This is a genomic window from Flagellimonas sp. 389 (genome assembly GCF_018449435.1).
Taxonomy (GTDB): Bacteria; Bacteroidota; Bacteroidia; order Flavobacteriales; family Flavobacteriaceae; genus Flagellimonas.
This window is the reverse complement of record NZ_JAHCMU010000024.1, coordinates 54,596-62,089: the sequence shown is the minus strand read 5'-3', so window position 1 is coordinate 62,089 and position 7,494 is coordinate 54,596. Positions and strand designations below refer to the sequence as shown.

Annotated in this window: 9 protein-coding genes; 3 read left to right on the top strand and 6 right to left on the bottom strand. The window is 35.9% G+C overall.

Going from position 1 to position 7,494, the window contains the following annotated elements:
- The first annotated feature begins 93 nt into the window (after positions 1-93).
- From KIM67_RS17735 to KIM67_RS17725, 3 genes are read left to right on the top strand one after another with little or no spacing between them, the layout of a single operon-like run.
- Positions 94-672: an RNA polymerase sigma factor gene (locus tag KIM67_RS17735; RefSeq protein WP_213832895.1), complete on the top strand. Its 579-nt coding sequence runs from the start codon at positions 94-96 to the stop codon at positions 670-672.
- Positions 673-722: 50 nt separating this feature from the next.
- Positions 723-1,043: a hypothetical protein gene (locus tag KIM67_RS17730; RefSeq protein WP_213832894.1), complete on the top strand. Its 321-nt coding sequence runs from the start codon at positions 723-725 to the stop codon at positions 1,041-1,043.
- A gap of 5 nt (positions 1,044-1,048) precedes the next feature.
- Positions 1,049-1,504: a hypothetical protein gene (locus KIM67_RS17725; RefSeq protein ID WP_213832893.1), complete on the top strand. Its 456-nt coding sequence runs from the start codon at positions 1,049-1,051 to the stop codon at positions 1,502-1,504.
- Positions 1,505-1,718: 214 nt separating this feature from the next.
- On the opposite strand, the gene KIM67_RS17720 is transcribed toward KIM67_RS17725, so the two are convergent.
- The 6 genes from KIM67_RS17720 to KIM67_RS17695 form a co-directional block, all read right to left on the bottom strand.
- Positions 1,719-2,684 (bottom strand): YpdA family putative bacillithiol disulfide reductase, encoded by a 966-nt coding sequence (locus tag KIM67_RS17720; protein WP_213832892.1) that lies wholly within the window; start codon positions 2,682-2,684, stop codon positions 1,719-1,721.
- A complete protein-coding gene (gene rpe / locus KIM67_RS17715) occupies positions 2,684-3,343 on the bottom strand; it encodes a ribulose-phosphate 3-epimerase (RefSeq protein ID WP_213832891.1) in 660 nt (219 codons plus the stop codon). The genes KIM67_RS17720 and rpe overlap by 1 nt, the downstream gene beginning before the upstream one ends.
- An 81-nt stretch (positions 3,344-3,424) precedes the next feature.
- The gene (locus KIM67_RS17710; RefSeq protein WP_213832890.1) at positions 3,425-5,143 is read right to left on the bottom strand and encodes a serine hydrolase; all 1,719 of its coding nucleotides are present in this window, start codon (positions 5,141-5,143) and stop codon (positions 3,425-3,427) included.
- Positions 5,140-5,559 (bottom strand): nuclear transport factor 2 family protein, encoded by a 420-nt coding sequence (locus KIM67_RS17705; protein ID WP_250149314.1) that lies wholly within the window; start codon positions 5,557-5,559, stop codon positions 5,140-5,142. Before KIM67_RS17705 ends, KIM67_RS17710 begins: the two co-directional genes overlap by 4 nt.
- Entirely contained in the window at positions 5,556-6,362 is an 807-nt protein-coding gene (locus KIM67_RS17700; protein ID WP_213832889.1) for a type 1 glutamine amidotransferase domain-containing protein, read from the bottom strand. Before KIM67_RS17700 ends, KIM67_RS17705 begins: the two co-directional genes overlap by 4 nt.
- Positions 6,363-6,446: 84 nt before the next feature.
- A complete protein-coding gene (locus KIM67_RS17695) occupies positions 6,447-7,493 on the bottom strand; it encodes an AraC family transcriptional regulator (RefSeq protein WP_213832888.1) in 1,047 nt (348 codons plus the stop codon).
- Position 7,494 lies beyond the last annotated feature (1 nt).

Here is a 7,494-nt window from a genome sequence, read left to right as displayed (position 1 = left end):
GAATTCTTCCCCCAAACGATGAACATTGATCATAATTTTATGAATTTAGCAACGTCCTAAAACAGGTAAGGCTACAAATTAACCTGATATTTATTGGAGAACAAGCAATTTTTAGAAAATCTTAAAGAACAGAAACAATCTGCATATGCCCGCTTGTTGGATGAATATCAAGGCATGGTTTTTAATACGTGTCTCTCTTTTGTTCCCAATAAAGAAGATGCTGAAGACATTGCCCAAGAAGTTTTTGTTGAGGTTTATAATTCCATTAAAAAGTTTAAGGGTGACTCCAAACTGTCTACATGGATTTATCGAATCTGTGTAAACAAAAGCTTGGAATTCATACGTAAAAGGAAAACGAAAAAGCGTTTTGGATTTATGCAATCCATAACCGGAAACATAACCCCCATTGACAAATCTTCCTATTTTACCGAGTACAATCATCCAGGTGTACAATTGGAAAACAAGGAGAAGAGCGAGCTTTTGTTTAAAGCAATAAGTAAATTACCAGAAGCACAAAAAGTGGTTTTTACTTTACATAAAATAGACGAGATGAGTTATAAGGAAGTGAGTGAAATTACAGAAAAAAGCGTGTCCTCGATCGAGTCATTGTTATTTAGGGCGAGAAAGAATTTACGAAAGATTTTAACAGAATATTATAAAAATGAATCTTAAGCGCAAGGTTGAAATAAAAAACACATCTAAATAATAGAACGTTACTAAAAATGATGGATGATAAAAAAAATACTTCAGAATTTATAGATGAACTTATTGAGTCTGCATCTAAAATGGAAATGGTGAATACCTCTCCTTTCTTTAAGGATAAGGTATTGAACAAATTGTCCCAGATAGATCAGAAAGAGAAGAAAATAGATTTTTTTGGTTGGTTTGCACCAAAGTACCAGATTGCCACATTATTGCTTTTCGCTGTTTTGAACCTTGCAGTGCTATACACTTATCTTTCATCCAATGAAAAACAAGATTTACAAACCTTTGCGGAAACTTATGGGTTTTCGGACACGGACAGCGAATTCATTTTAAACTGATTTCTATGAAGAACAATACTGCCATAACTATTTTGTTGATTTTTTTGGTGGTCATGAACGGTATCCTACTGTTCCTTGTGCTAAAAAAACCAGAAAGACAAAAAAGACCGCCAAGAAGTTTTATAAGCCATCAACTTGGGTTTGACGAAATTCAACAACAGAAATTCAACAAAATAGATTCCGAACACCAGAGTAGAATGAGGGGTATGGACGGCCGTTCCAAAGATTTGAAAAAATATCTTTTTTTGGGATTGGGAGATTCTACTTTTACAGATAAAAAATTGGATTCGGTCTCAATTTTAATAGGGGCGTTGAGCAAAGAAAAAGAAATAGAGATTTTTAATTACTTCAAGGAAATAAAAAAAGTCTGTAATGAAGGACAGCAAAGTAAGCTTGAAGCTATTTTGTCGAAAGCTTTGCAGCATGGCCCAAATAGACCTCCACCTCCTCATGATAGATGAATTTTGAAAAAATGTATGGACTATCGGTTCGATTCCTTCAAAAATCTTATGTAAGAAGTTTTCAAATTTTATTTGAATTTAAGCGCAAGTTTTTTTCGTGTAACTCATCTAACTATTTAAGAAGGTTAGATGGTTTTTATAAACCGTCTTTCGATTGATGATTTAGTTTTTTAGTTGTGAAGAGCCCAAGTTTCATTGGAACTTGGGCTTTTGTTTATAATTTATTCTTAATGGATCTTATAATGATGGGCGCATGAATCCTAGAGTTTTCAATAAACCATTTGTGGGTTTCCATGCCTCCACAGATTACCCCAGCTAAAAAAAGCCCTTCTACGTTGGTTTCCATGGTATCAGGATTGTATTGGGGCAGTCGTTTTTCGTCTTTTGATAATTCAATTCCCAGTTTTTCCAGGAATTCAAAATTGGGCATATATCCTGTAAGGGCAAGCACAAAATCATTTTCGAGTGCCAAGGTACCATCCGGTGTATTGAGAATGATTTCGGTAGTTTTTATTTCTTTGACTGTAGTATTGTAATGCGCTGTAATGCTTCCTTCTTTAATTCTATTGATAATATCTGGCCTTACCCAATACTTCACCCGTTGGCCAACTTCCGGACCACGAATGATCAAAGTGACCTCGGCCCCTTTGCGCCAGCATTCCAAAGCAGCATCTATGGCAGAATTACTTGCCCCTATCACCGCTAATTTTTGACTTGCATAAAAATGTGGGTCTTTGTAATAATGGGAAACTTTTGGTAGGTCTTCTCCGGGCGCATTGATTTTATTGGGCAAATCATAAAAGCCAGTTGCTACAACAACATTTTTTGCAGTGTATTTGTTCTTATCAGTTTCTACTTGAAAGACAGTACCTTCTTTAACAACGCTCGTTACTTTTTCAAACAATTTGATTTCCAATTGGTTTGACGTCACAATTCTCCTGTAGTACTCTAAAGCTTCATTTCGTTTGGGTTTAGCTTCTTTGCTGATAAACGGAATTTCATCAATCTCCAATTTTTCCGAAGAAGAAAAAAACTGCATATTTATAGGATAGTGAAAAAGCGAGTTTACGATTGGTCCTTTTTCCAGTATCACATAGGATAGTCCTTGTTTTTTTGCCTCAAGTCCACATGCTATTCCAATGGGGCCACCACCAATAACGACTACATCAAATATCCGCATTAACCAATAATCTCTTTAAGGTTTTTAATGGTCTCTTTTGGAGTATCGCTCTTGAATACAAAACTGCCTGCTACAAGAACATCGGCACCCGCATCGACCAATTTTTTAGCATTGGTCGCATTTACTCCCCCATCAATTTCAATAAGTGCCTCAGAATTTTTCTTTTCGATAAGATTTTTTAGATCACTGACCTTTTGGTAGGTGTTTTCAATAAAGGATTGTCCACCAAAACCAGGATTTACACTCATCATACAAACCAAATCTATATCTTGAATGGTATCTTCCAACAAGTTGATTGAAGTATGGGGATTCAATGCCACACCGGCCTTCATTCCCTTATCCTTTATGGCCTGTAAAGTTCTGTGCAAATGATTGCAAGCTTCGTAATGTACCGTTAAATTGCTAGCACCTAAATCAGCGAATGTTTTGATATACCTATCAGGGTCAACAATCATTAAATGAACATCCAAAGTTTTTTTTGCATGTTTGGATATTGCCTGCAGAACGGGCATACCAAAAGAAATGTTGGGTACAAAAACACCATCCATAATATCCAAGTGAAACCAATCCGCTTCGCTTTGGTTCACCATTTCCACATCACGTTGCAAGTTGGCAAAATCTGCCGCTAATAGGGAGGGTGCCACCATTTTTGTACTCATACTGCTCTTTTGTAAATCTCATGCAAAAGTAGCGAAATGAAATGGTTCGGTAAGCATTGGCTTCAGTTCTAAACTTTGCTATTAGCTATTGTTGATTTTAGTAAAGAACAAGTTTTGAATGCCATCGGTACTGATTAAGAACCCAGTAACATTTCCATTTTGATTTCGCTCAAAGATGATACTCCCAAATTGTATGGCACTACTTCTAAAAACGTTTTTCACTACTGGAAAAAATGTAGCCTTACTGTCTTCGGGTCCGTTTACGACTAGCTCATCATCCTCAATTTTAAAGGTATAAATACTATTGAGTTGCTCGTTATAAAAACTTCCTTTAAAATGGTTCAACTCTTCTGCTGTATACGTGATAGGCTCATATTTTTTGTAACGGTAGGGGTCTCCTATACCAGATTTGATATCATATACCTGTTCGCCATTTTCTTCGGAAAAGGAGAATATAATAACATCATCACTTTCTACCTTTAGTTGAAAACTCCCTTTTTGTTTTAATGGAACCGTGGCAAGTCCTTGGTCTTGTCCAGGCCTTGTATAAACCAAAGTGTCATTTTCTGTAAAAAACCGTCTTGCCAATGCTCTTTCTGTATTCCAATAATGTCCTTCATAGGTCTTTAGTTCTGAAGTGGTTACTTTTCTGGATTTTATTTTAGTCAGATCAACTTCACTCGGTTCGGGAAATTTGTCTTCGATAAAGTGAATCGCCATCATCATGGCGGGCATTCCATTGTAACTGTTGTTGTTGCCCATTACAAAGGAGGTAAGGTCTTGTTCTGGAAATCGGAATACATTGGTGCCGTAACCACCTACTAGACCATACTGCCAATATGCTGGCAGACCTCTTTCCAAGTGGTAGAAGGACCTACCTAAAGTCATTTGTCCCCAAGATGAATTATAAGTAGCGCCATTATCCAGTTTAACAAGTTGGTCCAATTGTTTTATGGCTTTGTTTAATATTGAAGGCTCTTCAATAGCCAGTGTAAGCTTTTTATACCATAATAATAAATCTTCTGCTGAGGTATATAAATTAGTAGGGCCAGCATTACTTAAATTCAATACTTCTTTTTTGAGGGTATCTCCATCGGTTTGATACGAATGCGCTAAATTGGGTATAATGCTATTGTAATCTTCAACAAATTTGCTATTGTTCATTTGTAAAGGGTCGAAGATGTGCTTTTTGGAAAAGACTGTCAACGATTCACCCGAAGCTTTGGCAATAACTTCAGCTAAGAGCGTGAGTTCTGTTTTGGAAGTTAGGTATGAGAATTTTTTGCCGGGTTTAAAGTTTAGCGTTTTTTGGGTACTTATCAGGTGCATTGCATCCTTATGGGTAAAAACATCGTCTTCTTCTTTGCCTAAAAGTAATTTTAATACTTCATAATCATTTAAGCCGCTGGAATGGTTTACCAAGTGACCAATGGTAAGTTCGTGCTGGTACTTTGGTAGCGTAGGTATGTATTTTTGAATGGGGTCATCCATCTTTAACTTTTCCATTTTTTCTAGCAGAAGAATGGATAGCACCGTAAATTGTCTGGATAGATGATCAATTTGAAACTTGGTTTTGGGGTCGATAACCCTATTGGTTTCTATGTCTGCAATTCCGAAACCTTTTAAGTACTGTATTTCGTTTCCATAGATCAATCCTGCGGACATTCCAGGTTTGTTGGGATTGTCCCATTCATTGAAAATACCGTCAATGCTTTGTTCGTCTATTGAGGACAGTTGTGCAGACCCCGTAACTATGCTTAGGATAAAGAATAGTATATTAAGTGTTTTTTGAAGCTTCATTCTGGATAGTTTTTAAAAGTGAACGACTTATGTATTATTTTCCATTTGCCCTGTATTTTCAGTAACATTAGATAATCGGTATAAATTCGTTTTGGACCGGGCATTAAGATTTCAATTTTTGCCACTGCAGCATTTCCTTCGTAATCAATAGAGAGCACTTTACCAATTCGATTACTTTTTTTGCCGGGTTTAATATTGCCTATATATTGCTTTCCAGACCAGATTTGGAGGGAGTCATTTTTAATAAAATACAGATTAAAATCTTTGTCAAAAGCGCTTCGTAATCTATCTGGCTCTCCGTTTTCGGTACCTTCAATATAGTCGTATAGCACCTTATTTATGTCTTCAATCTCAGATTGGGAATAGGTAAAAAACATTCCTGTTAATAACAGGATTATTGTGATGGCTTTTTTCATTTTACATTGTTTTTTAAAGCGTTAACTATTTTTTTGGCTACGGATGCTGTAGCTGTAGGATCTTGTCCAGTGATCAATCTGCTATCAGCAATCGAATAATTATCCCAGCCTTCTTTAGAATACATGAAATCACCTCCTCTTTTTTTTATCATCTGCTCAATGGAAAAAGGAAATTGCTTGTAGTATGCAGCATCCATATTCTCGAACGAATCGGGGAAACCGTTAACTTTCTTTCCCTCATAAATGAACTTTCCATCAGAGGTTTTTAGATTTACAAGTCCTGCCGTACCGTGGCAAATAGCAGAGACTATTCCATTATTTTTCTCATAGATTTCCAATGTAATTTTTTGAATTGCTTCGTTCTCCGGTACACCAAACATGGCAGCTCCACCACCGCCATAATAAACGGCCACATAGTCAGAAGCTTCTATTTCATTCGGTTTTTTTGTGTGCTTCAAAAGTTTCATAAATTCAAAGTCATACAGGTATTTCTTTTGGATGGAGTCCGAAGTATTAAGGTAGCCTATTGGAATTGCCCCTCCTTCCGGACTCAGAAAATCTATACCATATCCTTCCTTCTTTAGAACATCGAAGGCCAAGACTATTTCTGCAAAATGATTCGATGCGTTTATATCGGTATCCCCATAGGTATGTTGATTGGACACTATGAATAATATGCTATCCTTTTGTAAGGTTATATTTTGAACCTCCTCTGTGTCTGAAGATTTTTCCTCTTTGGCAACTTTTGAATTACAACCAATTACAACTGCTAAGAGGTAGATGAACAAAAAAGTATTTTTCATTGCCGATTTATTTTTCAGCAAATTGCACGCACTTTTTCAAAAACTGATTTTACATTATAAAATAGGAGTTCGGATTTATAAATGTTAACCCTGCAATTGCGCTTTGTACTTGGCGGGCGTGGTACCCATTATTTTTTTAAAGGAAGTGTAAAATGTTGATTTTGAATTAAATCCGCATTCGTATCCAATGCTTTCCAGCGTTAAGTGCTCGCTCTCAGTTAACATCTGCAGAGCTTTTTCAATACGATATTCATTTATGAAAAGGGGAAAGCTTTTTCCGGCATTATCATTTAAAAGTTGGGATAATTGATGAACGGAGATTTGTAGTTTTTGGGCAACATCGGAAGATTTTAAGTTGGCGTTTTTGTAGAGCTCATTTTCTGCCATAAGGGTATCCAACCTTTCAAATAGATTCTCCGCTTGCGAGGCTTCAATTTTTTTATCTACATATTTTTGAGGTTGTATAAAAAAGACAGTATTCTTTTTTCGATTTAAAAATAGGAGTAGTGAGAGTAAATAAAAAAGAAAGGAGAATGTAAGTGCACCAGCTAAATAATGTGTAAAACTTGTAAAATAATATGCTGAACAAATAATAATGTTGCCTCCAAAAACGCTTAAAACCCATATTTCAAATGAGCTAGCTTTACTTGGATTATTTATTACGGTTTTTAAAGTGTTCCTCAATACCCAACCAGAGGCAACTATATAAATAAACCATTGCGTGTATATGCTATAGATTATATAAGGCCTCCAAAGATCTATATTCGTCTTAAAAGGATACAAATAACCTACAATACCAATTAGTGGTAAAAGAATTAAAATATGATACTTCCAGGTTTTGGCAATATGGCTATTGACTTCTATTACTGATTTTGTATAAAAAAAAAGAAAAGGGCCGATAAAGAAACAGGCTGAGAGTCCTAATTGCAGATAGATGAAAGCCAAATCTGGTTTAAAATAGAATACAACGGATTTTCCAATCCGAACGCTCATCATCAACAATAAAAAACCCAAGAACTTGGTTGCAATACGTTTTGGTTTGGCAAACCAAATAAAATACATGCTCAAAACCAAGCCATTGAATGCCCCTAATGCGCTAAAAAAGAAAAGAAGGGTATTGCTTAACTCCATA